This is a genomic window from Amycolatopsis sp. NPDC004079 (assembly GCF_040610415.1).
GTDB lineage: Bacteria > Actinomycetota > Actinomycetes > Mycobacteriales > Pseudonocardiaceae > Amycolatopsis > Amycolatopsis halotolerans.
The window spans coordinates 191985-216704 of the sequence record NZ_JBEXMH010000003.1 but is presented as its reverse complement, the minus strand read 5'-3'; the positions used below and the strand labels follow the sequence as shown (position 1 = coordinate 216704).

Here is a 24720-nt window from a genome sequence, read left to right as displayed (position 1 = left end):
CGCGCCCCAGTCTCGCCGCTCCGGTCGTCCCGGGCCCTGGCCGCAGCTCCCGGATCGGGGTGGCCCCAGCCCCACCCCGGCCCCCGCAAAACCCCACCTCAACTGGGGTTTCCGGCTCATTCTGCCGGACCGCGGGCGCTTCTAGCGTCGTTCGCATGCGACTCATCGAAGTTTCCGAACTCCGCAAGGCCTACGCGGGCCGGGTCGTGGTCGACGGCGTCTCGTTCTCCGTCGAACGCGGCGAGATCTTCGGCGTACTCGGCACGAACGGAGCCGGGAAGACCACCACTGTCGAATGCCTGCAGGGCCTGCGTGCGCCCGATTCCGGCACGATTTCCGTACTGGGCCTGGACCCCGCGCGCGACACTGCCGAACTGCGCCGCCGCGTCGGCACCCAACTGCAGGACGCGCGCCTGCCGGAGAAACTGCGGGTCCGGGAAGCGCTTTCGCTGTTCGCGTCCTTCTACCCGAACCCGGCCGACATCGAGATGCTGCTGACCCAACTCGGCCTCGACGCCCACCGCGACATCGCCTTCGGCAAGCTCTCCGGCGGCCTCCGGCAACGGCTGTCCATCGCACTCGCCCTGGTCGGCCGCCCCGAGTTGGCGATCCTCGACGAACTGACCACCGGCCTCGACCCGCACGCCCGGCAGGAAACCTGGCAACTGGTCGAGGACGTGCGCGCTTCCGGCGTGACGATCGTGCTGGTCACCCACTTCATGGACGAGGCGCAACGGCTCTGCGATCGCCTGGTGCTGCTGGATCAGGGCCGCGTCGTCGCCACCGGCACCCCCGCCGAACTGCTCGCCACCACCGGCCAACCCACCCTGCACGAAGCGTTCGTCGCGCTCACTCGCGGCTGAAGGAGCTCTCCCGATGCGTACTTTGCTGATCACCGAAGCAAAACTGTTCCTGCGCACGCCGCTGTGGGCTCTCCTGGGCGTCTTCCTGCCGACGGCGGTCCTGCTGGGCGTCGGCTCGATCCCCGGAATGCGAGAACCGAGCCCAGTCACCGGCAGATATCGATTTGTCGACCTTTGGGTGCCTTCACTGGTCGTCATCGCACTGGCGATGATGGGTCTGCAGGTCATCCCCGCCGCCGTCGCCACCTACCGCGAGCACGGCATTCTCCGCCGTCTGGCCACCACTCCCGTGCCGCCCGCGTATCTCCTGCTCGCCCAGGTGCTGATCCACGCCGCCGTCGCGCTGGCCGGGGTGGCACTGATGCTCGCCGTCGCCAGAATCGGCTTCGCCGTGCCGATTCCCCGCCATCCCGGGCTGTTTCTGCTGGCCCTGCTGCTAGGCCTGGTCTCGGTGTTCGCACTGGGCCTGATCGCCGCGTCCCTCGCCCGCACCGGCAAAGCCGCGGGCGGACTGGCCATGATCGCGTTCTTCCCCATCATGTTCGTCGGCGGCGGCTACCTGCCGCGACCGTTGCTGCCAGCAGCGATCCAGAAAATCGGCGGCTACCTCCCGCCCGGCGCCCAACCGCTGCAAGACGCCTGGGTCGGCGACGGCGGGCAGCCGCTGCAGTTCGTCGCGTTGGCCGCCTTCGCGCTGGGCGGAACGGCGCTCGCCGTGCGGCTGTTCCGGTGGGAGTGATCCACCAAAGTGGTGATGAAACTCGTTTTCTCTTGTGGCCGGGTCCGGCTGGCCGGTAGCTCTGAGAGGTACCGCTGACCATGGAGGTTGTCTTGTCCTTGGACGTATCGCCCGCGCTGCTGGAAAAAGCCGAACGCGGAGAGGTCTCCGACGCCGAGTTCGTGGCCTGTGTGCGGGAATCGCTGCCGTACGCGTGGGAGGTCATCACCGGAGTGATCGCGGAAGCGGACACCGCCGCGGACGGATTCGCGGACAACGAAACCCCGCCGCCGAGCGAGGCCGCCCGCGGTCAGCTCCTGCGAGCCCTGGCCTCGGACGCGATCCGCGGCGGGCTGGAACGGCATTTCGGGGTGAAGCTGGCATTCCAGAACTGCCACCGGGTAGCGGTGTTCCGCGAGACGGACGGGGATCGGTACCGGGCGTTCGTCTCGCCTCGGGGGCAGTTGCTGAACCAGAGCCCGGAACTGCGGGACTGCTGAGTCGGTGCGGTCTGGTCAGGGGATTTCTCTGGCCAGACCGCTCTTAGCTGGTTCTGCATTCCACTGACGTCACTGACGCGGCGACCTTGTGGAGATTGTCGGCGGGGCTGTGACCGGCCGATTCCGAATTCGTTCGGATTTCGTTCGACCCAGGCTGGTTGAGACCGTGGTGCCCCCGGCGGGGCTCGAACCTGCGACCTAGAGATTAGAAGGCGCGAACCCCCAAACGCCCGGCTAATCCCGCAGCGCGGGCAACACCTCGGCACCGATCCGCGCGATATTCGCCATCGTGCCCTCCGGCGTGCCGGATGCTTCCACGAACATGATCACGTGGGACACCCCGGTGCGCCGGAGGCTCGTTCGCAGGGTCTCGACGCAATGCTCGACCGGACCGACCGGATGGATCGCGCACAGGTTTTCCGTGTACTCCCAAGGATCCCGCGCCGGACCGGGGCGGTCGTCCACCGGCACATGGGCGGCTAGGCCATCCGCCAGCCAGCCCGGTAAAGCACGGCGCACCACCGCGGAAGCATCGGCGCCGACCTGGCATAGCACCGTCGACACGTGGGCCGCAGGCGCACCGTAAGCAGCGACAGTTGCCGCCTTCTCGAAATCATCCGCGTGCAGGCCCAGCAACAACGGCAAGTCACGTTCAGCAGCCAGCCGGACAGCGGAAGAATCAGGTCCGCCGCAGGCCACTACGACTTGCGGAGACCGTTGCGGAGCAGGGCGCAGCGGCACCTCACGAAAAGAAAAGTGAGACCCCTGAGCCGAAACCCGGCCAGTAGCGGCAGTCAGCAGAAGATCCAGCGACTCGGCGAAACCCGTTTCATAGCGCGGCAACCCGGTTCCGAACACTTCCAGATCCTGCCAAGGCCCACCCCGGCCAACACCCAGCCGCAACCGGCCGTCGGAGATCGCGTCGAGCATGGACCACTGCTCAGCCAACGCGACCGGATGCGTCGTCGACAGCACGCTCACCGCGGTGCCGACGCTGATCCGCGAGGTCTGACCGAGCACGTGCGCGGCGAGCGTGATCGCCGACGGACAGACGCCATAAGGCATGAAGTGGTGCTCGGCCAGCCACACGTCGTCGAAACCGGCCGCCTCGGCCGCGCAGGCGGCACGGACGGTACGCCGCAGGACGGCGGCGTCGTCCTGGCCCGGGAAGCGGCCCGAGACCAGGAAGACGCCGAACCTCAGTTGTTCACCGACACGTTGTTGAACCACAGCAGCGGGTCCAGCCACGGGAACACCACGAACATCAACAGCGCCACGATTCCGAGCACCAGCACGAGCACGATCACGAACTTCACCGCGAACGGACCGGGCAGATGCCGCCAGAGCCAGCCGTACATCAGGAACCGACTCCGATCTTCTTCAGCAGCGTCGTGTAATCCGGCACCTGCGTCTTCGGCACCTGGCGGGTCAGCACGGAGGTGATGATCAGCCGCTCCTTCGCCGAGAACTGCGGGTGGCACGTGGTGAGCGTGAGCAGCGAAGCCTGCTGCGCCTTCGGCAACGCGTCAGCCGGCTTGTACGGCACCGCGTTCACCGCGTCGCCCTGGCTCGGCTGGACGACCTTGCGGCCGAACGTCTCGTCGTACGGTCCGCCGCCGGGGATGCTCGAGTTGCGCAGCGTCGAGACGCCCTTGCATTCCGGCTGCGCGCCCTTGCCGCTGCTCCAGCCCTTGATCTCGTCGTCGTAGGGCAGCACCTGGTAGATGAAGAAATCGCTGTGCGTTTCGATGACGATCTGGTCGCAGGAGCTCAGGTTGTCCAGGTCGTTGAACGGCGCGCCCTTGCCGACGCGGTGTCCGGCGATGCCGAAGTTGCCCGGTTCGCCCGGCAGCGCGGTGCCCTTGTAGTGGCCGGGGCCGACCGCCAGCGAGTCCTCGCCGGTGCCTTCCTGGATGGTGAAGTTGAAGTCCGCGCCGAACGACGGGATGTGGATCCGCGCGAACGCCTTGCCGTCGATCAGCTCGGGGTGCAGCGTGCGGTCCTGCTGCCAGTCGCCGTCGAGCTGGTCGCTCGCGGTGTGCTGCTTCTCCGCCGAGAACAGGTCGGTGACCCACACCTCGTACACCATGAACAGCAGCACGACGACGCCGAGCGTGATGAAGATTTCGCCCGCGGTGCGGATCGCGATCCCGCCCTTGCCCAGCGGCGGCGGGGTCTTCTTGGCCTTCTTCTTGTCGTCCTCGTCGGCGACGGCCACCGCGGAGAACACCTCGGTCGGCTGCTCGGCGAACTCCGGGCCGGTCATCCGCCGCCGGGACGGATCCGGGGCCGCGGCGCCAACCCGGCGAGGCATCTGACGGCCTTCTTCCGGCTGACGGCGGGGATCTCCGCCGCGGGGACGGCGGCTGGGGTCCCCGGGTTCGGGACGGCCCGCACGCGGGTCGGCCGGGCGTCGTTCGCCGCGTGGGTTGCCTTCGGCGCGGAACTCGGCGGTACGACGGGGTGCGGCACCGCGAGGGCCGCCGAAATCACCGCCGCGGGGGTCACCCTCGCGGGGCCTGCCATCGCCTGCCCGCCCTTGCCCGGGCCGGCTTTCGCCGCCGCCCTGAGCCGGTCCGCCCCGGTCGATCGGCGTGCGCTGTTCGGGTGATCTCCGGCCCGGATCGCCGGCCACTCTTCGCCGCGGCGGCGTCTCCCCGGACTGCCTTCTCGGCGGCGGGGGCTGTCGGCGGACCGGGCGGTCAGGTCCCGTGCCGGGGCGGCGGTCGTCCTCGCCCGGCCAATCTTGCGGCGTCACGCAAGCTCCTCCCGCGCCCGGCCGGAGTCCTCCTCGGCACTCCAGGTGGCGCTATTGTCACAGTCTGAGAAACCCGACCGCTCCCGCCCGGTGCTGCGGAGCCGTCCTTTACGTTAACGTGTGCACGTGGCGCTGGTTGCGCACCCCGACAGCGGGACCTCGTCCAGGATGCCGCCACCAGGAATGCCCGAGAGCACGCGAGGAAACGATGCCGAAGTCGAAGGTCCGCAAGAAGACCGCGTACACCCCGCCTGTCGACCGCCGCACCCCGGTGAAGGTCCAGGCCGCGGGACCGTCGAACCTGTTCTACAAGATCGTCATGTTCGGCCTCATGCTCCTCGGGCTGATCTGGCTGGTCGTGAACTACATCGCGGGCGACAAGGTTTCGTTCCTCAGCCAGCTCGGAAACTGGAATTTCGCGATCGGATTCGCCGCGATGATCGCCGGCCTGCTGATGACGATGCGGTGGCGCTGACCATCCGCCGGATCAGCTTTGCTCCGGACGGCCGATTGACACCGAATCACACCGGTGTGACTCATCCCCAGTGTGGATAACCCCTGTGGATAACCACCCGGCCTCGTGGGCTCCGCGCCGAAACCTCGTGGTAGTGGCGTGGGGCCTGACCACGCTGTTGCTGGTCGGAACCGTGCTGGACGCGACCTTCGGCGACGGCAAGGGCGCGGTGCTCACCGGCCTCGCCACGCTGGCCGTCGGCGCGTTCGCGGTCCATTGGACGCTCGTACGGCCGCGTCTGGCCGCCGACGACGACGGTTTGCGCGCTCGCACGCTCAACGGCACGCACCGGCTCCCCTGGACCGGCACGACGGTCCGGCTGCGCAGCACGCGCCGCCTCGGCCGCGACGGCGTGACGCTTGAGCTGGAGCACGGCGATCAGCTGTTCATCTTCGGGCAGACCGACCTCGGCGAGGATCCTCGCGACGTGCTGGACGTGCTTACCGAGCTACGTACTCGCTCCACCGGAGCCTGACGACACGCAGACGTACTGGGACTGGCCCTGGTACTGCACGTACAGGCACGTCTGCGGCGGTATCTCGGTGGCTCGCCAGCCGATCAGCCCGACGAGCGCGACCGCGACGATAGCCGTGCCGATCGCCTGCCAGCGGGCCAGGTTCCGCGCCGGTGCGTAGAGCATCGCGGCCGTCACCAATGCCCCGGTGACCAGCCCGCCCGCGTGCGCGAAGAGCGAGATGCCGGAGATGGAGAAGGTGATGTAGGCGTTGATCACCAGGTTGATCAGCAGCGCGGTGGGGTTGAGCCGGAGCTTGAGAACGATCACCGCGTAACTGCCGAGCAAGCCGAAGATCGCGCCGGAGGCACCGGCGGTGCCAAGGCGGGTGTCCTCGAAGAGCAGCACCGCGGTGGAGGCGCCGAGCATGGACACGAAGTAAAGCGCCAGGTACCGAACCTTTCCGAAGACCTGCTCCAGCGCCCGGCCCATCATCCAGAGCGAGAACGCGTTCGCGGCGATGTGAATGGGCCCGTAGTGCAGGAAACCCGAGGTGATGATCCGCCACCACTCGCCGTTGCCCAGCGCGGCCCGGGTCTGCAGGACGCCCATCTGCTCAAGCGGGGCGAAACCGTTGTTGAACAGGCTCTTCGCCTGGATCGCGGTGACCAGGAAGATCACCACGTTCACCGCGATCAATGTGGCGGTGACGACGTAAGAATTGGACAGCCGGGCCCCCGCGATCGTGCGGGAGCCCATCCCGGCGTTGCGGTACTGCCGTTGCTGCTGTTTCTGCTGCTGCGCCCCGGTCTGCACGCAGTCGGTGCACTGGAAGCCCACCGGGGCTTCGCGCAGGCAGTCCGGGCAGGCCGGACGCCCGCAGCGGGCGCAGCTGAGTCCGGTCTGGCGGTTCGGATGCCACCAGCAACCGGGCATGGACGGCGCGGACGGGTTCGGCGGTTGGCTCACGATGACTCCAACCTACCGAAACCCCGTCCCTGCCTGCGGCTCGTCAGTCTTCGACGGTGATCTTCTCGATGACCACGTCGGACAGCGGGCGGTCCGCCGGGCCGGTCGCGGCGGTCGCGATGGCGTCGACGACGGTCCGGGAGTCCTGGTCCGCGACCTCGCCGAAGATCGTGTGCCGGAAGTTCAGGTGCGAGGTCGGCGCGACGGTGATGAAGAACTGCGAGCCGTTGGTGCCCGGCCCGGCGTTCGCCATGGCCAGCAGGTACGGCTTGGAGAACTGCAGCTCGGGGTGGAACTCGTCGCCGAACTTGTAGCCGGGGCCGCCGCGGCCGGTGCCCGTGGGGTCACCGCCCTGGATCATGAAGCCGTCGATGACGCGGTGGAAGATCGAGCCGTCGTAGAACGGACCGGAGTTGCCGCCCTTCGCGTTCGGCTGGGTGTACTCCTTGGAGCCGGTGGCCAGCCCCACGAAGTTCGCCACGGTCTTCGGCGCGTGGTCGGGCAGCAGGTTCACGTGGATGTCACCCTGGTTGGTGTGCAGGGTGGCCTTGCGGGCGCTTTCAGTCACGCCGCCATCGTGCCACCCCTTCGCACAAATGGGGGGTTCAGGGGGCGGTCCCGGCCCGTCGCGCTGGACATCAGCCCAGGAAGAGACCACTTTCTTAAGGTTTCCGATCCGCCTCGAACGGGAAGCCGCAGCGGTGCGGGCGGAAAAAGGGCAGGATAGATGTCAAGCAACAGATCTGTTTCACAACGATTGATGAGGTGAAGACCATGACCCGGGCCGTGGAATCGGTCGGTGAGTCGGCCAAGTCCGGCTCGGCGGACCTGCGGAAGCTGGTCGTCGAGGCGGGCAAGGCGGGCGCGAAGGCCGCCGAGGCCGGCGCGGAGGAGCTGGGGAAGCGGAGCCGCCGGGCCCGCCGCAAGCTGGCGAAGAAGACGGAGCTGACTCGCAAGGAGCTGAAGAAGAGCTCCGCCGCGGCGCGCAAGGAAGCGCTCGCCCGCATCGCCGAGCTGAAGAAGCCGGGCCGCAAGGCCAAGAAGGCCGCGATCAAGGCCGCCTCGTCCGCCGGCGAGTCCAAGCGCCGCGGCAAGAAGGACTTCAAGGCGGCGAAGAAGGAGTTCCGCGTCGCGCTGGAAGAGGCGAAGAGCGCGGCCAAGGGCACTCGCAAGCGTCGCCGCTGGCCGTGGATCCTCGGTCTCGGCGCGGTCGCTGTCGGCACCGCCGTCGCGCTGAAGTCGCGTCAGCAGGAGCCGCCGGTCGCCCCGGCGCCGCCGAAGGCCACCCCGCCCGCTCCGCCCGCGAAGCCGGCTCCGGAAGCCAAGGACGCGAAGGACGCCAAGCCGGGCGAGCCGAAGACGAACGGCAAGGCGCCGAGCACGTCGGCTGCGGAGAAGAAGAACTGAACGCGCGAAAAGGGCCCCGGGAAGTGCGTCCCGGGGCCCTTTTTCGTGTTGTCGCTCAGTCGGTTCAGACCGTGGCGGCGTGCTTGTCGATCAGCTGGCCGAGCCGCGGCAGCGCCTCCGCGACGTTCTTCTTGCCGTTCGGGCGCAGCTTCGAGTAGACCTTCTTGATGCTGTCGCGGCTGCTGCGGTCCGCACGGCTGTCGGTAACCCCGAGCAGCGCGTCCGAAGCCTCGTCCGAGCGGCCGGTCAGGTACGCGCCGAAGTCGTTGCCGCCCTGTGCGCGGTAGTCGCCGTAGAACGGCTCGAGGGCACCGGCGAAGTCGTCCAGCAGGCTGTCGACCGCGGACGGGATGATGCCCGGCTTGATCTTCTTGACGGCGGCGAAGCCGGTCTTCACGACCGCGCCCGAGACCCCGCCCTTGTCGGAGACCTCGGCGTCCACGAGCTCTCCGAGGTCGGTGACCACACTGGGGCGACGGCTCGAGTCGAGCAGGATTTCCTTGAGGGTGTCAGCCACGAATCTGTCCTTGTCGTCAAAAGGGGTAACCAAGTATTCGGTGCCGGACGGGCACCCGCCGCGCGAGTGTTGGGGGGACTGCGCGTGCTGCTTAGAGTAATACAAGATCAACTTCACTCACCCGTGCGGAGCCCGTTACTCAGAGCTTCAGGGCAGCGATAGCCTTTTTCGCCACTGTGCGTGCTTTGATGCTCTGCTTCTGATTGCTCGTCACGATGACGGCTGCCTCGCCCTTCGCGACGGCGTAGACCACCCCGTCGCCGGCCGGCTGGTAGCCGCCCTTCCACCCCGCCGGATCCGAGGCCGGGTTCGACGTGTCGACCGGCGCGGCCTTGTTGACCAGCGCGGTCGCGACGTCGCTCTTGCCCACGTACACGCGCACGGACAGCTGAAGGCTGCCGTCCGGGCGGTAGAAGAAGCACGTCGGATGCGGCTCGTCGTCGGACACGCTGACCTTGGTGACGTGCTGTCCGTTCGCGTCCTGCACCGTCTCGTTCGACAGGTACGGGCACTCCGCGGTGCGCGCGGGCTGCGGATCGGGCGGCAGCCCCGCGGAAGCCGACGCGGAACTCGCCGGCGCCGAAGACGGAGTCTCCTTCGCCGGGCTCGACGGGTTGCAGCCGGCGAGCAGGACCAGGGCTGGGGCGAGAACGAGAAGTCGGCGCATGGCGGGCACAGTCAACCATGCCCGGTGAAGTCCGCGCGAAGGCGGCGCGTGCGACGATGACCGCGGATTCCGCTCAGCCCGGGAGGTCGCGGACGTGCTCACGCCCGAGCAGTACCTGCAGGTGGTCGCCGAACGCGTGGTGCGCAGCGGCGGCAGGCTCAACACCGTCCAGATCGGACCGGTGACCGCCGCCGTCGGCCTGTTCACCGAGTCGATCATGTTGTCCACGATGAACTACTGCGTCGTGGCCGGTGCTTATCCCGAGGTCGACGCGGCGACGCTGCACCAGTTCACCGGCATGGCCACCCAGCACGCCCGCGCCAACGTGCAGGGCACGATCGGCTGGACCGCCGCTTCCGTGGTGATCTGCGGGCTCGTCGGGCGCGTGCATCCGGACGCCGCGCAGCTGGCGAGCGCGAAGACGAGCAACCAGTTCGGCGGCGAAACCCGGATGGTCGCGGTGGATCCGTACGCGGGCGCGACGTACGCGTTCACCGGCGGGAAGCTCTGGGGCGCGGCGATGCACGGCGCGATCAACGCGAAGCTGACGTTCTGTTTCCCGCAGCCCGCCGAGGCTTTCCAGCAGGTGCAGTGGCAGGCGCAGCAGGCCGCTTACCAGCAGCCCCCGCAATCGGGTCCCGGCGGTTTCCCCGGGCAGATTCCGCAGGGGCCGATGCCGCAGACCTCTCCCCCGCCCGCCGCGGGTCCGGCCGGGCCGCAGCCGCCGCATTACCCGCCGCCGGGGCAACCGCCGTACGGTCGGTGACATGGTTTCGTTGCGCGGCTGGCAGTCGTTCCCCGAACAGCTTCCGGACTTCGACCCGGACCGCACCCCGGAAACGCCCGAGGAGCTGTTCCTCGCCTGGCTGACCGAAGCCGGCGAGCACGTGCTGGCCCCGCACTCGGTCACTCTGTCCACAGTGGACGCTGACGGCGCGCCGGACGCCCGCGTGGTCATCCTGAAGAACGTCGACGAGGACGGCTGGGCGGTCGCGACCAGTTCGAAAAGCCCGAAGGGCCAGCAGCTGACGGCGAACCCCCGGGCGGCGTTGACGTTCTTCTGGCCCGGTCGCGGACGCCAGGTGCGCGTGCGCGGTCTGGTGGTCCCGGCCGCGGCCGAGGTGTCCGCCGACGACTTCCTCGCTCGACCGCCCGCCTCGCGGGCCGAGGCGTACGTCGGGCATCAGTCGGAGGTGCTGTCCGACCCGGCGAAGCTGGTCGAAGCGGCCGAGGCAGCCGCGGAGTGGGTGGCGGAAAACCCGGACGCGGCACCGGAAACGTGGACGCGCTACCTGATCCAACCGGAATCGGTCGAGTTCTGGCAGGCCTCGCACGACCGGCGGCACATCCGGGTCCGCTACCGCCGCGAACCCGCTGGCTGGGTCCGCGAACGCCTCTGGCCCTGAGCCGCACCGTCCCAATGTGGCATTGGGTGCGTCGCATGCACCCAATGTGGCATTCGGTGCGTCAGATGCACCCAATGCCACATTGGGGTGCGCTTAGCCGAGCCGGGAGTTGGCGCGCAGCTTGGAGATCGCGCCGACGGTGGCGTAGCCGCGCCACTCCAGCGCGGCCATCGGGGAGAAGCTGGCGAAGTCGACCGTCCAGCCGCCGTCGGGCTGCTGGCCCTGTTCCAGCCGCGTCAGGTCCGCTTCGACCGCTTCCGGGGCGAACAGCCGCCGGGACGGGCCGGGCACCGGGCTGAAGTCCAGCGGACGCAGCACTTCGCCCTCGGAGCCGCCCTGTACCGGGACGATTCCGCTCTCCGGCAGGAACTTCCCCAGCTTCGTCAGGAGTTCGTCGGCCTCCGGGTACCGGTCGTACGCGGCGTCCAGCAGGTGGATCGCGAAGCTCAACTCGATGACGTGCGGCATCTCGTCGAGGTCCCGGATCGCCCGCAGGCAGGTCTCGGTCGCCCGCGCGAGCCACGGATGCACCGCGACCGCCTCGTCGTGTTCGGCGACCCGCCACGCTGCCGACGTGACGAACGCGGTGCTCTGCAACGAGAACGCCGTCGGGTCGGCTCCGGTCCAAAAGGGAGCGCACGCGGTCGGATCGGCGACCGGGAACGCGAACGGCAGCCCGCCGTCGGCGAACGACACCGACTCCAGCCAATCGCACAACCGCACCGCGTGCGGCGTGGTCACCGGCGCGATGTCGGCGAACATCTCGAACGCGTGCAGCGCGCCGCCCGGCTGGCTTTCCGGTGCGCGCAGATCCGGCTCCAGTCCCCAGCCGTAGCCGCCGTCCGGATTCCGGTAGGCCGCGACCGCCGCGAGCACCTCTTCGGCTCGCCCGTTTCCTTCCAGCAGCTCGAACCGCCGCTGGTCCAGCAATCGGCCGTGCCCGGCGAGGAACGGGGCGACGGCCTCCCATTTCACAGTCACCCGGACACCGTCGCACGGGCGCCGCGCGAGGATCTTGAACGAATCGGCCACCAGCCCGAAAGAGCGGATTGCTGGGACCGCGGCGATCGTCGTGGCACGATTTCGGGGTGACCAGCAAACCGGACGACGCGCAGCGATTGGCCGATCTCGCACGGTTGCGCCGGGTGCGCGACCGGATCGACCGCGAGTACGCGCGTCCCCTGGACGTCGAGGCGCTCGCGCGGAGCATCAACGTGTCCGCCGGGCACCTCAGCCGGCAATTCCGCGCCGCTTACGGAGAGTCGCCGTATTCGTATCTGATGACCCGTCGCATCGAGCGCGCCATGGCGTTGCTGCGCCGAGGCGATCTGAGCGTCACCGAGGTGTGTTTCGAGGTCGGCTTTTCGTCGCTGGGGACGTTCAGTACACGGTTTACCGAGCTGGTCGGGAAGCCGCCAAGCGTTTACCGCCAGGAGGAGACCGGAGCGACCGAGGGCATGGCGCCGTGCGTCGCGAAACAGGTCACGCGACCGATCAGGAATCGAGAAGCACCCCGTTCGGCGCGAACCTAGTGTGATCGGCATGGAGATGACCATTCACGCGAGCTTCCTCCCGCACACCGATCCGGAAGCGACGCTGACCTTCTACCGCGACGTCCTCGGCTTCGAGGTGCGCAACAATGTCAAGTACGGGGACCTGGCCTGGATCACCGTCGGCCCGCCCGGACAGCCGGACACCTCGGTCGTGCTGCAGCCGGTCGCCGCGTTCCCCGGCCTCACCGACGACGAGCGCCGGATGATCGCCGACATGATGGCCAAGGGCACCTACGCCGCGCTGAACCTGGCGACCAAGGACGTCGACGCGACCTTCAACCGGTTGCAGGCCAGCGACGCCGAGGTCGTGCAGGAGCCGACGGACCAGCCCTACGGCGTCCGCGACTGCTCCTTCCGCGACCCGGCCGGAAACCTGATCCGCATCCAGCAAGCGAGCTGAAGAAGTCCGAGCCGGACCTCTGGGGAAGAAACAGGGAGAGACGATGACCAAGGCCAAGGGGAAGCCCACGCCCTCGGCAGAGCACGCCGCTGACAGCCACGATCTGATCCGCGTGCAGGGCGCCCGCGTGAACAACCTCAAGGACGTCAGCGTCGAACTCCCGAAGCGCCGGTTGACGGTGTTCACCGGGGTGTCCGGCTCGGGCAAGAGCTCGCTGGTGTTCAGCACGATCGCGGCGGAATCGCAGCGGCTGATCAACGAGACCTACAGCAGTTTCGTGCAGGGCTTCATGCCCACGCTGGCCCGGCCCGAGGTCGACGTGCTCGACGGGCTGACCACCGCGATCATCGTCGACCAGCAGCGGATGGGGGCCGATCCGCGCTCGACGGTCGGCACCGCCACCGACGCCAACGCGATGCTGCGGATCCTGTTCAGCAGGCTCGCCGTGCCGCACATCGGGTCGTCGCAGGCGTTCTCGTTCAACGTCGCGTCGGTCAGCGGCGCGGGCGCGGTCACCGTGCGGCGCGCCGGGAAGGAGATCAAGGAACGGCGCAGCTTCAGCATCACCGGCGGCATGTGCGCCCGCTGCGAGGGTCGCGGTTCGATCAACGACATCGACCTTTCCCAGCTGTACGACGACACGAAATCGCTCGACGACGGCGCGCTCACCATCCCCGGCTACACCCCGGGCGGCTGGAACTACCGGCTCTACAGCGGTTCCGGCCTGGTCGATCCGGGCAAGCCGATCCGCAAGTACACCAAGCGCGAGCTGCAGGACTTCCTGTACAAGGAACCGACGCGGATGAAGATCGAAGGCATCAACATGACCTACGAGGGTCTGGTGCCGAGGATCCAGAAGTCGTATCTGTCCAAGGATGTCGAGGCGATGCAGCCGCACATCCGCGCGTTCGTGGACCGGGCGGTCACCTTCGCGACGTGCCCGGAATGCGACGGGACGCGGCTGAGCGAGCTGGCGCGGTCGGCCAAGATCGACGGGATGAGCATCGCCGACGTGTGCGCGATGCAGATCAGCGACCTCGCCGACTGGGTCGGGAAGCTGTCCGAACCGTCGGTCGCGCCGCTGCTGAAGTCACTGCACGAGACGCTCGAATCGTTCGTGGAGATCGGGCTCGGCTACCTGTCGCTGGACCGGCCGGCGGGCACGCTGTCCGGCGGCGAGGCGCAGCGGGTGAAGATGATCCGGCATCTCGGATCGTCGCTCACTGACGTCACGTATGTTTTCGACGAACCCACCATCGGCCTGCACCCGCACGACATCCAGCGGATGAACGACCTGCTGCTCCGGTTGCGGGACAAGGGAAACACCGTCCTCGTTGTGGAGCACAAGCCGGAGGCCATCGCGATCGCCGACCACGTGGTCGACCTCGGTCCGGGCGCGGGCACGAACGGCGGCACGGTGTGTTTCGAGGGCACTGTGGACGGTCTGCGCGCGAGCAAGACGTTGACCGGCAAGCACTTGGACGACCGTGCCTCGCTCAAGCCGTCGGTGCGGGAACGCACGGGCGTGCTGGAAATCCGCGGCGCGAACACGCACAACCTGCAGGACGTCGACGTCGACATCCCGCTCGGCGTGCTGTGCGTGATCACCGGGGTCGCCGGATCGGGCAAGAGCTCGCTGATCCACGGGTCCATTCGGGAATCCGATGACGTCGTATCGGTGGACCAGGCCCCGATCCGCGGTTCGCGGCGGAGCAACCCGGCGACGTACACCGGGCTGCTCGAACCGATCCGCAAGGCTTTCGCCAAGGCCAACAACGTGAAGCCCGCGCTGTTCAGCGCCAACTCCGAGGGCGCGTGCCCGAACTGCAACGGCAACGGCGTCATCTACACCGACCTCGGGATGATGGCCGGGGTGGCCACCACCTGCGAGGTCTGCGAGGGCAAGCGGTTCGACGCCTCGGTGCTGGAGTACCGCTTCGGCGGCCGGGACATCAGCGAGGTGCTCGCGATGTCGGTCGCCCAGGCCACCGCTTTCTTCGCCGAAGGCGACGCGAAAACCCCGGCCGCGCACCGGATTCTCGAGCGGATGGAGCAGGTCGGGCTCGGCTACCTGACGCTCGGCCAGCCGCTGACCACGCTGTCCGGCGGCGAGCGGCAGCGGCTGAAACTGGCGACGCACATGGGATCGAACGGCGGTGTGTACATCCTCGACGAGCCGACCACCGGCCTGCACCTCGCCGACGTGGAACAGCTGCTCGGGCTGCTGGACCACCTCGTCGAATCGGGCAAGTCGGTGATCGTCATCGAGCACCACCAGGCCGTGATGGCGCACGCCGACTGGATCATCGACCTCGGTCCCGGCGCCGGGCACGACGGCGGCCAGGTGGTCTTCGAGGGGACGCCCGCCGAGCTGGTGAAGAAGAAGCAGACGCTCACCGGGAAGCACCTGGCCGCCTACGTCGGCTAGCTCACCGGCGGCCGCCGGTCGGTCCAGGGCAGTGCCTGCTCCAGCGTGCGGGAGACCTGCAACAACAGGTCTTCCCGCCATGGCGCGGCGACCAACTGGACGCCGACCGGCAGGCCGCTGGCCTCGTCGTGGTGCAGCGGGAGGGAGATCGCCGGCTGGCCGGTCACGTTGAACAGCGACGTGAAGACGCCCATCGGATACGCGGCCACCACCGGGTTTCCGCTCGCCCGCCACGCGCCGACCTTCGGCGGCAGGCAGGCCATGGTCGGCGTGACCAGCAGGTCGAAGCTGTCGGTGAAGGCCTCGACAATGCGTCGCGACAGCACCTGGGTCTTGTGCACGCTCTCTGCGTAGGTCCAGGAATCGACCGACTTCGCGGCTTCGCGCTGGGCTCGGTTGTGCGGTTCGACGCGGTCCGGGTCGACCAGCGGGATGCCTGCGCTGGCGACATTCCAAACCTTCATGAACGTCGAGATCAGCTCCGCTGAGGTCGGCAGCGGAAGCGGTTTGTCGACGATCTGGTGTCCGGCTTCTTCGAGCGCGCGGAGGGTTTTGTCGACCGCGGTCAGGCAAGCCGGGTCGACGGTGATGCCGTCGATCAGGGAGGTCGTGAGGACGCCGATCCGCAGGCCAGTCGGCGGTTCTTTAGTCAGCGCTTGAGCAAGGGACCGCGTGGGCGTCGGCTGCGACCACCACGCGCCGGGGTCATGCCGCGCGATGACGTCCAGCACCGCGGCGGTGTCGACGAGCGTCCGGCTCACGACGCCGCTGGTCGCGAAGCCTTCGACTTCCACCACGGCGTTCGTGATCAGACCGCGGGTCGGCTTCAATCCGACGAGGCCGGTGCACGACGCCGGGATCCGGATCGAGCCGCCGCCGTCCTCCGCGTGCGCGACCGGAGCCATTCCCGCGATAACGGAGATCCCGGCGCCGCTGGACGAACCGCCGGGCGTGCGGTCCGGGTCCCACGGGTTGCGCGAGATGCCCTGCGCCTCGCTTTCGGTGAACGGCACCGCGCCGAATTCCGACGTCGTGGTCTTGCCGAGCGGGAGGAAACCGGCGTCGGCGAAGCGCTGCACGAGCGGATCCGACTTCGGCTGCGGAGCCCGGTCGGTGGCCAGCGAGCCGTAGGTGGTCGGCCAGCCTTTGACATTGGCGAGATCCTTGATCGGCAACGGGATCCCGTGGAACGGCGGCAGGTCCTCCGGCGGGCACTGGACCACGGCGTCGGCGGCGGCTTTCGCGGCGGCGCGGACCTCGTCGTCCGCGCGGAAGCAGAAGGCGTTGAACTTCGGGTCCAGCGCGGCGATGCGGTCGAGGTAGCAGTCGGCGATCTCGACCGGGCTCACCTCCTTCGCACGGACGGCGGCAGCGAGTTCGACGGCGGAGCTGAACGGATTGACCATGACGGATCCCCTTTCCGATACCTCGTTCAGCCTGGTCGGGGCGGTGGTGGCCGGTCTTGGAGAAATGTCGCGCCGCTGGTTTTGTCTACGATGGCGGCATGCGACCAGCCGAGTGGGCTCGCGACGGGGCGGCGGTGTGGGGCATCGCCGTGCCGCGCCGGGCGAGTCGGCTGCCCGGGGTGCAGATGGCCGGGTTCGTCGGCGACACCGTCGACTTGGTCGACTTGACGGTGGTCCCATATCCGGCCGTCACGCTGTTCGTCAATCTGCGCGAACGGCTGCTCGTCAACGACGTCGCTCGTGGCAGTGTCGTCGCCGGGCTCGCTCCGCAGGGGATGCGTGTGCGCGGGCAGGACATCGAATGCATGCAGATCCGGCTGTCCCCCGGGGTCGCGCACGCGGTGCTCGGGACGGATCTCAGCGGCGAGGTCGTGTCCCTTGAGGACGTCTGGCCTACTGAGCTGCCCGACCGGCTCCGCGCCCTCAACTCCTGGAACGACCGGTTTGCGCTGGTAGAAGCCTCGCTGGGGAAGCGGTACGAGTCCGGTCGCACGGTCGACCCGGAAGTCGCCTTCGCCTGGCAGCGGATGGACGTGCGCCACGGTCAGGTGCGGATCGAGCAACTGGCCGACGAGACCGGCTGGAGCCGGAAACGGCTGTGGTCCCGCTTCCGCAGCCAGCTCGGGTTGAGCCCGAAACGCGCCGCGCAACTGGTCCGTTTCGACCACGCGGTACACCGGCTAGCCGCTGGCGAAAGCCCCGCCTCAGTGGCTGCGGACAGCGGATATGTCGACCAGTCGCACCTGCACCACGAGGTCAAAGCCTTCGCCGGAATCACCCCCGCAGCCGCCGCGAACGCCCCGTGGCTCGCAGTCGACGAAGTGGCCTGGTCCCGCCCCCACTGCGCGAACGGGTGATCGCACCGGCATGATCGCGGAGTGACTTCCCTCCGGCCCCCCGCTGTCGCGCTGCGCCGGTGGCTAGACGACGTCGGCGGCCGTCGGCGGACGGTGTTCGCGCTGGTCATCGCCTCGGTGGCGGTGGCGGCGGCGATACTCTGGCTCGTCTGCACGATGTGGCCGCTCGACCTGGAGATCTACCGGTCCGGCGCGCGGGCGCTGGCCCAGGGCGAAGACGTCTACGGCCCGCTCCCGCCCACCCGCGCCGGGCTGATCCTGCCGTTCATCTACCCGCCGTTCGCGGCCGTCGTGTTCTTGGTGTTCGCCGCGATGCCGCTGCCGCTGGGCGCGATCTTGATGCTCGCAGTCTCGCTCGCGGCGCTCTGCGGGACCGTCTACGTCGTGGTCCGCCCGCATGCCCGGCGGCGGACCGCGTTGCTGGCCGCGCTGCTGGTCGGTGCCGGGTCGCTGGCCTTCGAACCGGTCCGCGAAACGTTGTGGTTCGGGCAAATCAACCTGATCCTGATGGCGCTCGTGGTGATCGACTGCCTCGGCCCGCGGACCCGGCTGCCGCGCGGCGTCCTGCTCGGCCTCGCCGCCGCCATGAAGATCACCCCGGCCGGTTTCCTGCTGTTCTTCCTGCTGAAGAAGGACTTCCGCGCGGTCGTGACCACAGTGGTCACCTTCGTGCTCGCCGGCGTGGCCGGATTCGTGATCGCGCCGGAAGCGTCGATGAAGTACTGGTTCGGCGGCGGGCTGACCGGCGCGTCCGGCATGAGCGGGTCGATTTTCGCGACGAACCAGACCATCCAGGGCGCGGTGCACCGGTTCGGACTTCCGGACACTCCGACGCTGATCCTGGTCGCAGTGCTGACTTTGGCCGCGCTCGCGCTGACCGTTCCCGCGATGCTGCGCGCCGACCCGCCGATGGCGTTCCTGCTCAACACGGCGGCGATCCTGGTGTGTTCGCCGATTTCGTGGTCGCACCACTGGGTGTGGATCGTGCCCGCGATCGTCCTGTTCGCCGCTCGCGCCCACACCCGGATCGCGGTCGCCGGTTTGGCTGCCGTGGCCGCGATTTTCGTGATCGCACCGCACTCGTGGCTGCCGAAGAACGGGTACCTGGAGCTGTCTTGGGGCCCCGTCGAGCACCTGATCGGCAACAGCTATTTGCTGCTAGCGCTGGGATTCCTCGGCTGGCAGTTCTCCTCGACGCGCCGTCAAACCGCCGCGGTCCGAGCCAGCAACGGCTCCGGCAACTGATCGGTGTGGAGGACGTGCAACGTGCTGACCGCGCGGGTGAGCGCGACGTACAACCGTTGCAGCCCACGCTCTTCCGCCGCCACAATGCGCGCCGGTTCGACCACCAGGACCGTGTCGTACTCCAGCCCTTTCGCCAAACTCACCGGCGCCACCGTGATCCGCGCGGTTCCCTCGGTGCCCAGCACCGCGTGGTCCAACCCGCGCTCGGCAAGAGCCTGGCTTAACTCCGGAACATCCGCGTCCGCAGCCAACAATCCGATCGATCCCTCTTGGATCAGCGCCTTCGCACAAGCGTCGACCGCGGCGGCGACTGTCTCGTCCGTTTCGGTCAGGTGCAAGGCATCCGCGGAATGCCGGAACGACGTGGGACTGCGCAGCTCCGGCGCGATGTGCGGAAGCAGCCGAGCCGCGAAGTCGAGGACATCCGCCGGAACGCGGTAGCCGTGCGTGAGTTCTTCGATCCGCCCGCCGGGCCGGTCGAGATGGGTGAGCACGGTGGTCCACTCGCGGACCGCGGACGGACTGGTCGCCTGCGCGACATCGCCGAGAACCGTGCACGCCCCCGCCAATCTGCGCGCGATCGCCCGCAGATGCATCGGGCTGAGGTCTTGCGCCTCGTCCACGACGACATGCCCGAGCTTCGCCGGACGCTCGACCAGCGCCGCGACCTCGTCCAGCAACGCCAGATCGAGCGTGGACCAGGTCATCGCCTTACGACTGCGCGGCCTTGGCCGTAGTAAAGCTTCCTGTTCCTCATTGGTCAGGATCCCTTCGGCCGCTTGAGCAAGCGTCGTTCGGTCCGTAAGCAGGTCGTAGACCAACCGCGCAGGCTCAACCGCAGGCCACATGTCGCGGACCGCCTTGTTGATCGCGGCATTGCGGCGGAGCTGATGGAGTGTCGCGCTCGTGCCGCCGGACCGCTCCATCTCGCGCAAGACCCGATGCGCGAGCCGCTGGGCCAGCAATTCGCGCCCCGCGCTGTAATCCGCGCCGCGACTGAGGATTTCCCTCAATTCCTCGGCGATGTCCTCGGGATACAACCGCCAAGTCCGGTGTTGGTACTTGACTTCGAGCGTCCGATCGACCGGCTGGATCCGCGCCCACAGATGCCTCCGGACGACCTCCGCCATCCGGACGTCACCCTTGATCCGAGCCGTCCACGGATCGTCAATGTGCTCGGCCGGCTGCCCCGCCCCGGTCAATTCGTCAATCGTGGCCTGGGAAACCGCCACCTCGCCGAGCGCCGGAAGCACGCCCGCGATGTAAGCGAGAAACGACCGGTTCGGCCCGATCACCGCGACCCCGCCGGCCTTCTGCAGCCGCACCCGCTCGGTGTAGAGCAGATACGCGAGCCGATGCAGACCCACCGCGGTCTTGCCCGTCCCCGGCGCGCCTTGAATGCAGAGCGTCCGATCGACCGGCGCACGAACCAACCGCATCTGATCCGGCTGGATCGTGGCGACGATGTCCCGCATCGGCCCCTGCCGCGGCCGCTCGATCTCCGCGGTGAGCAGCCGATTCGCTGCGGAACCGGGCTGATCGAGCGGCTCGTCCTCGAACGCGCTGAGCACCCCGGCCTGGTCGAACCCGTACCGGCGCCGAACCCGCACCCCCATCGGATGGTCGTGATCGGCTTCGTAAAACGCCCTGGCGAGCGGCGCCCGCCAATCGATCACCAGCGGTTCGCCGTCGTCGTCGCGGATTCCTCTGCGCCCCAGGTAAACCAGGTCATGCTGCGGCGACCGAATATGCGGCCCGCGCGCCGCCTCGTAAACCTCGCCCGGCGGGTAGTCGAGGCGACCGAAGAAGAGCGGCGCCTCGTCGATATCCGCTAGCTCCTCGGCGATCTCGATGCGAAACTGCCTGAGGACGTGGTTGAAGTACTTGTCGTCGACCGCGTCGCCCTCGCCCGTCCCCGTCGCGATGGCGGTCTTGATCTCCTCCCGCATGCGGTCCAGTTCCGCGTGACAGGCCTGGAGATACTCGCGCTCCGCCCGGATCTCTGGTTCCACTCCCCGCCCCCTGTTTCTTAACTAAGTTAAATATACAACCGAGTCAAGTTTTTATCCGGGTTCGAGTTCCGGCTAGGCTGACGCCCGTGTCAGGACTGCGCGAGCGCAAACGCCGCCGCACGAGGGAAACCATCGCCTCGGCGGCGCTGCGACTGTTCCGGGAATCCGGCTTCGACGGCGTCTCGGTGGCCGACATAGCCGCCGAAGCCGAGATCTCGAAGCCGACGCTGTTCGCGTACTTCCCGACGAAGGAAGACCTGGTCATCCACCAGTTCGCCGACGACAACGGCCCCGCGGAGATCGTCCGTGCCCGACCGGACGGAGTGTCGGCGCTGTCCGCTTTGGAACGGTCTTTCCTGGACCGCCTGGCCGAACACGACCCGCTGACCGGCCTGAACGATTCGCCGGACGCGATCACGTGCCACACCCTGCTGTACTCAACGCCAGCACTGTTGGCTCGGCTTGCGACTTACCTGCTGGCGAAGGAACAGGAGTTGGTGGAGGAGCTGCAGGCCTCGTGCGGCATCGAGGACGAGTTCACCGCGCGGTTGGTGGCAGCGCAGATTTTCGGGGCGCAGCGGATTTTGGGGTTTCACAACGCCCGCGAGATTCGTGCTGGTCGGAGCGCTGATGAGACTTACCCAGACGCAGTTGCGCGAGCGGAGGCGGCTTATCGGGTGTTGAGGGATGGGCTGTCTTCGGTGCTGGGTCAGTCCGCGGGCCATTCGTAAGAGAGCCGGTAGCTGTCAGCGGCGAGGACCATGTCGTTGACCTCCAGGGGTCGGCATCCGCGCGCCGACCTGCTCGGCAACCGATCCGAGCGGATGACCAGCCTCTTCGAGCCGGAGCTGAACCGGCCGCCGGTCCGCTCGCATGACCCGATCTCGCACCGTGATTTCGGCGCCTTCGTCGATGGCGAGATGCTGCGCCACGCGGGCATCCGCCTGCTCGAACCGGACTTCCACGGACGCGGACGGAACGAATCCGCTGGCCTCGGCGTCCGCGAGAAACGCGCCCCGGTTCTCCGCCCGGGCCGCGCGCGACAGTCTGGCCTGGCAGCTGCGGTGGATGGCGTCGACGGGCTGGACGAAAACCCATCTTCGCCTTGCTACCCGCCGCACGAAAAGGGCCAGGCCCCGGAAGGCCTGGCCCTGCTTCCTCAGCGGCGCAACTCAGTTCTGGTCCGGATTGTCTGTCGGCGCGCCGTTGTACCCGGTCCCCTGGTCCTGCGCGTTCGGCGGGTCAACCGGAACCCCGTGGTAGCCGGTCCCCTGGTCCTGCGCCGTGGGCGGGTCGATCGGCACCCCGTGGTATCCCGTGCCCTGCTCCTGCGGGTCCGGCGTGTTCTCGTCCTTCGGCGGAGTCGTGTGCATCTTGAGACCGTCCTTCGCGCAACGGATCTCGTGCGTGCCCTCCGCGCCGGTGTCGGTCAGGCATTGCCAGCCCTGGACCGTCAGCATGTAGTTGGATCCGACGGCCTGGTCGATTTTGTCGAAGTATTCAGTCATAACATTGAACGCCTCAGTGCACCCAACGGTGCCGGCTTTGGTTGCGTCCGCGATCAAATCAACCTTGCGCGGCCCGACAGTTCCGCCAAGCGCACTGCAATTAACGTCCTCCGAACTGGCCCCGCCGCCACCGCTGCCGCCCTTCTTGACCGGCGTATTCGGCTGCTGGACCTGGCTTTTCGCCGCGACGTTGACCGGGGCGGACTGGTTGCTCGCCGGGGCTGCCGAATTCTGGCCAGAGCACGCGGAAAGCAGCGCGACCGCGCCGAGCGCCGCTCCGACGGTGGCCAATTTGACAGTCTTCATGAGCATTTCAATTCTCCCCTGACCAGCTCTTGGCTTTCCCTTTGCCTATAGAGACGCACACCGCCGGAGGGGGTTGCGAAGAAATTCCGCGGACTTTTCCAGCGGCGGCTTTCAGCCCCAAAACCGCACTTCAGGGAACCGCGGCGACGGGCCGTCCAGCAGCCGCTGGTGCACGCCGCGCAGGTGCTCGTCGAGGAACGCGGTCAGATACGCCTCGCCGACCCGGATCCCCCGCAACGGATCGATCTCGACTCCCGGCAACTGCCTCCCAGCCTGCTGGAAGAGCAGCAATTCATCGGTGAACATGCTGTGGTCGCCACGGTCGACGGTGATCCACCGCTTCCATCCGGTCATCTCGCGCCACGCCGCGTCCCAGGACGGATCGACCGTCCCGCCCGGCTGATGCACCGGAGCCCCGAACTGCAGAAACGGCCGATCCAGCCCGGTCACCGGGAAGTAGTACATGCCGTCCAGCATCGCCCCGGCGCGGATCCGCCGGTCGGCCAGCATCGCCGGCGCGGTGCTGGCTCCGCCGATCGAATGCCCGATCATCGCGATCCGCCGCTCGTCGATCAGCCGTCCGCCGCCCCACACCGGACGCGGTCCGACGAACTGATCGAGCACGAACGACACGTCCGCCGCCCGGGTTTTGGCGAGCTTCTTCCAGTCCTTGATGTCATTTGCCACGCATTCCGTCGTGTGCCCGTCCGGGAAGGTGGTAGCGACCGCCTCGTAGTTGTGGCCGATCCCCGCCACGACGTACCCGCGACTGGCCAACTCCTCCGCCAGCGACGACAACGTCGCGCGCGGCAACGTAAACCCAGGAGAGAGCACCACCAGCGGCATCCGCCGGAACTGCGGCAGAGCGTCCACAGTGGAATGAGTACGAACCTTCGTCAGCAGGTCCTTGGGCAGCGACTTCACGCCCGTCTCCTCCACCATCAGCTCCGATTCCCGCTGCGTGAGGTACTGCGTGGCCCGCCATCCCGGAAACTGCGCCGGGTACCACAGCGTGACCATCATTTCCCGCCGCTGCGAAGGAACCCATGGATCCGCGCGAGAAGTGTCAGTGAAGTGAAAGGTCCTGGTCCCGATCGGACTGGCCCCGCCAGGCTGTGGCAACGCCAATCTCGGCGCCGCCTGCGCGGTCCCCGCCCCGACGACGACAAGCATCGCCGCGATGATCGCTATTACGCGTAGTCTCATGACTTCAGCTTGGAGCCGCCCGGCACCGGGAACATCGGTGATGTCCCGGATGAGCCCCCGATGTCGGAGTCATCTTCCTGGACGATGGTCAGCTGACGACGTCCGCCAGCCGAGCGACCTCGTCCACCTCGTCAGTCACCGGCACGAAGATCAACTCATCCACGCCTAGCTCGGCGAAATCCGCAATGGACTTCCGCACCAGCTCCGGAGACGAGCACGGCACCACACTGTCCGCCACTTCCTTCGGAGCCAACCGATAGAAGTCCCGCACATTCGCCAACCCAGCGTCGACGTCCCCCAAAACGAAGTAGGCCAACGAAACCAACCGCGGTGCCCCGTCTCGACCGCCCTCGCTCCAGGCACGTTTCGCCGCTTCGAACCGAGGCGCGCTAGCCGCCACCGAGCCCGAACCGGCGATGTAACCCGTGCCCCACCGCACCATTCGCTGCAACGCCTGCTCGGTATAGCCGCCGAACAACATCGGCACCTGCCGCGTCCCGCTCGGCACCGCCGCGTTCTCCCCGGCCGGTTCGCCGTCCCACACCTCGCGGTAAATCTCCAGGTCAGCATCGAACCGCGCCCCGCGCCCACGCGCCCCAAGCCCAGGCACGGTGAACTCCTCCTCCCGAAGCCCCACCCCGACACCGAACGTCAGCCGATGCCCGAAAACGCCGTCGATACTCGCGATTTCCTTGGCCAGCAACGCAGCCGGCCACGTCGGCGCGAGCAACACGCCGCTGAGCAGCCCGATCCGCTCCGTCGCCCCAGCCGCGGCCGCCAGCGCAACCGTGTCGCTCACGCCCGGATACGCATACCGGCCGATCGTCGCCAGCGAGGAAAACCCCGCCTCCTCCGCCCGCGCCGCCCACCGCGGCACGACCGTGGGGTCGACGTCGCGCACTTGATTCGGAAGTCCTATGCCGATCCGCACCAGATGATCCTCTCGAGCTGTTGCATTGCCCCGCA

The 24720-nt window shown here is 68.0% G+C and carries 28 protein-coding genes; 14 read left to right on the top strand and 14 right to left on the bottom strand.

Annotation, left to right across the window (positions count from 1 at the left end):
* The first annotated feature begins 155 nt into the window (after positions 1 to 155).
* The 3 genes from ABZX37_RS04640 to ABZX37_RS04630 all read left to right on the top strand — a co-directional run bounded on the left by ABZX37_RS04640 (position 156) and on the right by ABZX37_RS04630 (position 2081).
* Positions 156 to 863 carry an ABC transporter ATP-binding protein gene (locus ABZX37_RS04640; RefSeq protein ID WP_354735966.1) on the top strand — a complete coding sequence of 236 codons (708 nt, stop codon included), beginning with the start codon at positions 156 to 158 and terminating at the stop codon, positions 861 to 863.
* A gap of 13 nt (positions 864 to 876) precedes the next feature.
* Entirely contained in the window at positions 877 to 1602 is a 726-nt protein-coding gene (locus tag ABZX37_RS04635) for an ABC transporter permease (RefSeq protein WP_354735964.1), read from the top strand.
* Positions 1603 to 1694: 92 nt separating this feature from the next.
* Positions 1695 to 2081, top strand: coding sequence for an SCO5389 family protein (locus tag ABZX37_RS04630; protein WP_344282305.1), 387 nt, complete (start codon positions 1695 to 1697; stop codon positions 2079 to 2081).
* A gap of 234 nt (positions 2082 to 2315) precedes the next feature.
* On the opposite strand, the gene ABZX37_RS04625 is transcribed toward ABZX37_RS04630, so the two are convergent.
* The 3 genes from ABZX37_RS04625 to ABZX37_RS04615 are packed head-to-tail and all read right to left on the bottom strand — an operon-like array spanning position 2316 to position 4395.
* Positions 2316 to 3311, bottom strand: a complete 996-nt coding sequence (locus ABZX37_RS04625) for an LLM class flavin-dependent oxidoreductase (RefSeq protein WP_354735962.1) — start codon at positions 3309 to 3311, stop codon at positions 2316 to 2318.
* Positions 3281 to 3439 (bottom strand): hypothetical protein, encoded by a 159-nt coding sequence (locus ABZX37_RS04620; protein WP_354735960.1) that lies wholly within the window; start codon positions 3437 to 3439, stop codon positions 3281 to 3283. The genes ABZX37_RS04625 and ABZX37_RS04620 overlap by 31 nt, the downstream gene beginning before the upstream one ends.
* Positions 3439 to 4395: a class E sortase gene (locus ABZX37_RS04615; RefSeq protein WP_354735958.1), complete on the bottom strand. Its 957-nt coding sequence runs from the start codon at positions 4393 to 4395 to the stop codon at positions 3439 to 3441. Before ABZX37_RS04615 ends, ABZX37_RS04620 begins: the two co-directional genes overlap by 1 nt.
* A 652-nt stretch (positions 4396 to 5047) precedes the next feature.
* Between ABZX37_RS04615 and crgA the strand changes: the two genes are divergently transcribed.
* Positions 5048 to 5314, top strand: a complete 267-nt coding sequence (crgA, locus tag ABZX37_RS04610; protein WP_354735956.1) for a cell division protein CrgA — start codon at positions 5048 to 5050, stop codon at positions 5312 to 5314.
* An 85-nt stretch (positions 5315 to 5399) separates the two neighbouring features.
* Positions 5400 to 5828, top strand: coding sequence for a PH domain-containing protein (locus ABZX37_RS04605; protein ID WP_354735954.1), 429 nt, complete (start codon positions 5400 to 5402; stop codon positions 5826 to 5828).
* On the opposite strand, the gene ABZX37_RS04600 is transcribed toward ABZX37_RS04605, so the two are convergent.
* Together ABZX37_RS04600 and ABZX37_RS04595 are read right to left on the bottom strand one after the other, a co-directional pair.
* Complete coding sequence (locus ABZX37_RS04600; protein ID WP_354735952.1) at positions 5802 to 6776, bottom strand: rhomboid family intramembrane serine protease; 975 nt, start codon at positions 6774 to 6776, stop codon at positions 5802 to 5804. The genes ABZX37_RS04605 and ABZX37_RS04600 overlap by 27 nt on opposite strands.
* A 43-nt stretch (positions 6777 to 6819) precedes the next feature.
* A complete protein-coding gene (locus tag ABZX37_RS04595) occupies positions 6820 to 7344 on the bottom strand; it encodes a peptidylprolyl isomerase (protein WP_354735950.1) in 525 nt (174 codons plus the stop codon).
* Positions 7345 to 7550: 206 nt separating this feature from the next.
* On the opposite strand from ABZX37_RS04595, the gene ABZX37_RS04590 reads away from it, so the two are divergent.
* Entirely contained in the window at positions 7551 to 8183 is a 633-nt protein-coding gene (locus tag ABZX37_RS04590) for a hypothetical protein (protein WP_354735948.1), read from the top strand.
* A 64-nt stretch (positions 8184 to 8247) separates the two neighbouring features.
* On the opposite strand, the gene ABZX37_RS04585 is transcribed toward ABZX37_RS04590, so the two are convergent.
* Positions 8248 to 8700, bottom strand: a complete 453-nt coding sequence (locus ABZX37_RS04585) for a hypothetical protein (RefSeq protein ID WP_354735946.1) — start codon at positions 8698 to 8700, stop codon at positions 8248 to 8250.
* Positions 8701 to 8839: 139 nt separating this feature from the next.
* Positions 8840 to 9367, bottom strand: coding sequence for a DUF2020 domain-containing protein (locus tag ABZX37_RS04580; RefSeq protein WP_354735944.1), 528 nt, complete (start codon positions 9365 to 9367; stop codon positions 8840 to 8842).
* A gap of 94 nt (positions 9368 to 9461) precedes the next feature.
* Between ABZX37_RS04580 and ABZX37_RS04575 the strand changes: the two genes are divergently transcribed.
* The gene (locus ABZX37_RS04575) at positions 9462 to 10133 is read left to right on the top strand and encodes a hypothetical protein (RefSeq protein ID WP_354735942.1); all 672 of its coding nucleotides are present in this window, start codon (positions 9462 to 9464) and stop codon (positions 10131 to 10133) included.
* A 1-nt stretch (position 10134) separates the two neighbouring features.
* On the top strand, positions 10135 to 10773 hold the full coding sequence (locus tag ABZX37_RS04570) for a pyridoxal 5'-phosphate synthase (RefSeq protein WP_354735940.1): 639 nt from the start codon (positions 10135 to 10137) through the stop codon (positions 10771 to 10773).
* A gap of 93 nt (positions 10774 to 10866) precedes the next feature.
* Here ABZX37_RS04570 and ABZX37_RS04565 read toward each other — a convergent pair whose 3' ends face one another.
* A complete protein-coding gene (locus ABZX37_RS04565; RefSeq protein WP_354735938.1) occupies positions 10867 to 11754 on the bottom strand; it encodes a hypothetical protein in 888 nt (295 codons plus the stop codon).
* Between the two features lie 107 nt (positions 11755 to 11861).
* On the opposite strand from ABZX37_RS04565, the gene ABZX37_RS04560 reads away from it, so the two are divergent.
* From ABZX37_RS04560 to ABZX37_RS04550, 3 genes are read left to right on the top strand one after another with little or no spacing between them, the layout of a single operon-like run.
* Positions 11862 to 12305: a helix-turn-helix transcriptional regulator gene (locus tag ABZX37_RS04560; RefSeq protein WP_043831515.1), complete on the top strand. Its 444-nt coding sequence runs from the start codon at positions 11862 to 11864 to the stop codon at positions 12303 to 12305.
* Positions 12306 to 12315: 10 nt separating this feature from the next.
* Positions 12316 to 12726 (top strand): VOC family protein, encoded by a 411-nt coding sequence (locus tag ABZX37_RS04555; RefSeq protein WP_354735936.1) that lies wholly within the window; start codon positions 12316 to 12318, stop codon positions 12724 to 12726.
* A 43-nt stretch (positions 12727 to 12769) separates the two neighbouring features.
* Positions 12770 to 15154, top strand: coding sequence for an excinuclease ABC subunit UvrA (locus ABZX37_RS04550; RefSeq protein WP_354735934.1), 2385 nt, complete (start codon positions 12770 to 12772; stop codon positions 15152 to 15154).
* Here ABZX37_RS04550 and ABZX37_RS04545 read toward each other — a convergent pair.
* Positions 15151 to 16560, bottom strand: coding sequence for an amidase (locus ABZX37_RS04545; protein WP_354735932.1), 1410 nt, complete (start codon positions 16558 to 16560; stop codon positions 15151 to 15153). The two genes, ABZX37_RS04550 and ABZX37_RS04545, sit on opposite strands and share 4 nt — an antisense overlap.
* A 98-nt stretch (positions 16561 to 16658) precedes the next feature.
* On the opposite strand from ABZX37_RS04545, the gene ABZX37_RS04540 reads away from it, so the two are divergent.
* Both ABZX37_RS04540 and ABZX37_RS04535 read left to right on the top strand, forming a co-directional pair.
* Entirely contained in the window at positions 16659 to 17477 is an 819-nt protein-coding gene (locus tag ABZX37_RS04540) for a helix-turn-helix domain-containing protein (RefSeq protein WP_354735930.1), read from the top strand.
* Positions 17478 to 17498: 21 nt separating this feature from the next.
* Positions 17499 to 18722, top strand: coding sequence for a glycosyltransferase 87 family protein (locus tag ABZX37_RS04535; protein ID WP_354735928.1), 1224 nt, complete (start codon positions 17499 to 17501; stop codon positions 18720 to 18722).
* On the opposite strand, the gene ABZX37_RS04530 is transcribed toward ABZX37_RS04535, so the two are convergent.
* The gene (locus tag ABZX37_RS04530) at positions 18680 to 20734 is read right to left on the bottom strand and encodes an AAA family ATPase (RefSeq protein ID WP_354735926.1); all 2055 of its coding nucleotides are present in this window, start codon (positions 20732 to 20734) and stop codon (positions 18680 to 18682) included. The genes ABZX37_RS04535 and ABZX37_RS04530 overlap by 43 nt on opposite strands.
* A gap of 86 nt (positions 20735 to 20820) precedes the next feature.
* Here ABZX37_RS04530 and ABZX37_RS04525 point away from each other — a divergent pair, with 86 nt between their 5' ends.
* Positions 20821 to 21465, top strand: a complete 645-nt coding sequence (locus ABZX37_RS04525) for a helix-turn-helix domain-containing protein (protein WP_354735924.1) — start codon at positions 20821 to 20823, stop codon at positions 21463 to 21465.
* Positions 21466 to 21480: 15 nt separating this feature from the next.
* On the opposite strand, the gene ABZX37_RS04520 is transcribed toward ABZX37_RS04525, so the two are convergent.
* The 4 genes from ABZX37_RS04520 to ABZX37_RS04505 all read right to left on the bottom strand — a co-directional run bounded on the left by ABZX37_RS04520 (position 21481) and on the right by ABZX37_RS04505 (position 24685).
* A complete protein-coding gene (locus tag ABZX37_RS04520) occupies positions 21481 to 21699 on the bottom strand; it encodes a hypothetical protein (RefSeq protein WP_354735922.1) in 219 nt (72 codons plus the stop codon).
* A gap of 207 nt (positions 21700 to 21906) precedes the next feature.
* The gene (locus ABZX37_RS04515) at positions 21907 to 22554 is read right to left on the bottom strand and encodes a hypothetical protein (RefSeq protein ID WP_354735920.1); all 648 of its coding nucleotides are present in this window, start codon (positions 22552 to 22554) and stop codon (positions 21907 to 21909) included.
* 105 nt (positions 22555 to 22659) lie between these two features.
* Positions 22660 to 23571, bottom strand: coding sequence for an alpha/beta hydrolase (locus tag ABZX37_RS04510; protein WP_354735918.1), 912 nt, complete (start codon positions 23569 to 23571; stop codon positions 22660 to 22662).
* A 271-nt stretch (positions 23572 to 23842) separates the two neighbouring features.
* Positions 23843 to 24685: an LLM class flavin-dependent oxidoreductase gene (locus ABZX37_RS04505; RefSeq protein ID WP_354735916.1), complete on the bottom strand. Its 843-nt coding sequence runs from the start codon at positions 24683 to 24685 to the stop codon at positions 23843 to 23845.
* Positions 24686 to 24720: the final 35 nt, after the last annotated feature.